The sequence below is a fragment of the Novosphingobium sp. DS6-6 genome, assembly GCF_057784975.1.
Genome location: NZ_JBYNTS010000026.1, coordinates 1 through 2,559, shown reverse-complemented (window position 1 = coordinate 2,559; position 2,559 = coordinate 1). Strand labels below are relative to the sequence as shown.

Below are 2,559 nucleotides of genomic sequence, written 5' to 3'. Positions count from 1 at the left end.
CGTATCCATCCGGCGGGGGCCGCCTTGCGTGGGTAGGTAGCGAACGCTCTTAAGCGTGCTCTTAAGAGTGCGCTTTGGAGCGGTCGGTGGGTCAGGTGACGGTATTTTCGGGGCCAGAGCGGCGGCGTCGGTGGAGCGATGAGGAACGGCTGCAGATCGTGGCCGAGGCGTTCGCGCCGGGTGCGAGGGTCGCCGATGTCTGCCGCCGCCATGACGTCTCGTCCGGGTTGATCTACACTTGGCGGCGCAAGTTGCTCGATGCAGGTGTGGCGCAGGAGGCCAGTGCGCCCAAGGCATTGCCAGCTCCGGTATTCGCCGAAGCGCTGATCGACGGGGACGCGGTCGTTGCCGGCGCTGCCGAGCACCCGGCGATGATCATCGAGCTGCCGCGCGGGAAGCGGGTGAGCATTTTCGCCGCGGCATCGCCGAGGTTGGTCGCGGCCGCCTTGAAGGCTCTGCGATGATCCCTTCGGGCGCGCGGGTGTGGATCGCGCTGGGTCACACGGATATGCGCAAGGGCATGCAGGGCCTGGCACTGCTGGTGCAGCAGGGCCTGAAGCGTAATCCGCATGGTGGGGATCTATTCGTGTTCCGCGGCCGCGCAGGCTCGCTGATCAAGATCATCTGGCACGACGGGATCGGCATGTCGCTCTACGCCAAGAGGCTTGAGAAGGGCCGGTTCGTGTGGCCCTCGGCGACTGAGGGAACAGTGTCGCTCACCCCCTCGCAACTGGCCTGCCTGCTGGAAGGGATCGACTGGCGCAACCCGCAGTATACGTGGCGGCCGGCGAGCGCTGGATAATGGCGGCAGACGGGCATTTTGCCCTTGCGGGAGTGAGCCTCGCATGATTCACTCTCCGTCATGGAAGCCGTCATCTCGCCCCTTCCGGACGATGTCGAAGCGCTCAAGGCGCTGGTGGCGGCGATGGCCCGCAAGGCTGATGAGGCCGAGGCCAAGCTGGCCAACGCCATGGCCCACCAGAGCGCCATCGAGGCGCTGATCGCCCACCTCAAGCTGCAGATCGCCAAGCTGAAGCGCGAGCAGTATGGCCCCAGCGCCGAGCGCAGCCGCCGCCTGCTCGACCAGATGGAGCTGCAGCTCGAAGAGCTCGAGGCCGATGCCGCCGAGGACGACCTGATCGCCGAGGAAGCGGCTGCCAAGACTACCACGGTCACCGCCTTCGAGCGCAAGCGCCCGGCAAGGAAGCCGTTCCCCGATCACCTGCCGCGCGAGCGCGTCGTGGTGCCCGCGCCCTGTTCCTGCCCGGCCTGCGGCGGAGATCGCCTGTCGAAGCTCGGCGAGGACGTCACCGAGACGCTCGAGGTTATCCCGCGCTCGTGGAAGGTCATCCAGACCGTGCGCGAGAAGTTTGCGTGCCGGAACTGCGAGAAGATCGCGCAGGCCCCGGCACCGTTCCATGTAATTCCGCGCGGATGGGCCGGACCCAGCTTCCTCGCCATGCTCCTGTTCGAGAAGTATGGACAGCACCAGCCTCTCAACCGGCAGGCCGAGCGCTTCGCCCGTGAAGGCGTGCCGCTCAGTCTCTCGACCCTCGCCGATCAGGTCGGGGCTGCCGCGCACGCGCTGATGCCGATCTACAAGCTCATCGAGGCGCACGTTCTCGCCGCAGCCAGGATCCATGGCGACGATACCACCGTGCCGGTCATGGCCAAGGGCAAGACCGATGTGGCCCGATTATGGGTCTACGTGCGCGATGATCGTCCCTTCGCCGGGACCGATCCACCGGCAGTCCTGTTCCATTACTCGCGCGATCGGCGCGGCGAGCATCCGCAAGCCCATCTCGCGGCATGGTCCGGGATCCTGCAGGCCGATGCCTATGGCGGATATGGCGAGCTCTATCGCGAAGGACGCGACCCCGGTCCCGTGCTCGAAGCCGGCTGCTTTGCCCATGCCAGGCGCAAGTTCTTTGAGCTTGCTGATGTCGTAAGCTCGGCCCGCAAGAAGAGCCGTGGTCAGCGCGCTGCCATGATCTACCCGATCGCACTCGAGGCCGTGCAGCGTCTCGATGCCCTGTTCGACATCGAGCGCGGCATCAACGGCAAGAGCCCGGCCGAGCGGCTCGCGGTTCGCCAGGAACTCAGCGCGCCGCTGATGGGAGAGCTGCACACATGGCTCACCGAGCAGGTCGCCAAGCTCTCGCGCGGCCATGACCTAACCAAGGCCTGCTTCTACATGCTCAAGCGCTGGGATGCGTTCACGCGCTTCCTCGACGACGGCCGCATCTGCCTCACCAACAACGCTGCCGAGCGCGCGCTGCGCTGCATCCCGCTTGGCCGCAAGGCGTGGCTGTTCTGCGGATCAGATCGCGGTGGGCAACGCGCCGCCGTCATCTACACGCTCATCCAGACCGCCAAGCTCAACGATGTCGACCCGCAGGCTTGGCTCGCCGATGTCCTCGCCCGCATCGCCGATCACCCGGCCACAACGCTCGACGAGCTCCTGCCGTGGAATTGGGCGCCGCGCACCGCAGCCATCGCCGCGTAACCAAACCTACGCGCCGGTCGGCATCACCCCGCGGCCCTCACCGGACGGATACC

3 protein-coding genes are annotated in these 2,559 nt (G+C 66.5%); all 3 read left to right on the top strand.

The genetic code is table 11. The annotated features are described in order from the left end of the window. The first annotated feature begins 86 nt into the window (after positions 1–86). The 3 genes from tnpA to tnpC are packed head-to-tail and all read left to right on the top strand — an operon-like array spanning position 87 to position 2,506. On the top strand, positions 87–464 hold the full coding sequence (gene tnpA, locus AC3EDY_RS15925; RefSeq protein WP_488573470.1) for an IS66-like element accessory protein TnpA: 378 nt from the start codon (positions 87–89) through the stop codon (positions 462–464). Next, positions 461–802 (top strand): IS66 family insertion sequence element accessory protein TnpB, encoded by a 342-nt coding sequence (gene tnpB, locus AC3EDY_RS15920; RefSeq protein WP_488573469.1) that lies wholly within the window; start codon positions 461–463, stop codon positions 800–802. Before tnpA ends, tnpB begins: the two co-directional genes overlap by 4 nt. 60 nt (positions 803–862) lie before the next feature. After that, positions 863–2,506 carry an IS66 family transposase gene (gene tnpC, locus AC3EDY_RS15915; protein WP_488573468.1) on the top strand — a complete coding sequence of 548 codons (1,644 nt, stop codon included), beginning with the start codon at positions 863–865 and terminating at the stop codon, positions 2,504–2,506. The last annotated feature ends 53 nt before the right edge of the window (positions 2,507–2,559 follow it).

Coding starts and splice junctions, on each gene's coding strand:
- tnpB (WP_488573469.1), top strand. CDS start 461: ATGATCCCTTCGGGCGCGCGGGTGTGGATCGCGCTGGGTCACACGGAT.
- tnpC (WP_488573468.1), top strand. CDS start 863: ATGGAAGCCGTCATCTCGCCCCTTCCGGACGATGTCGAAGCGCTCAAG.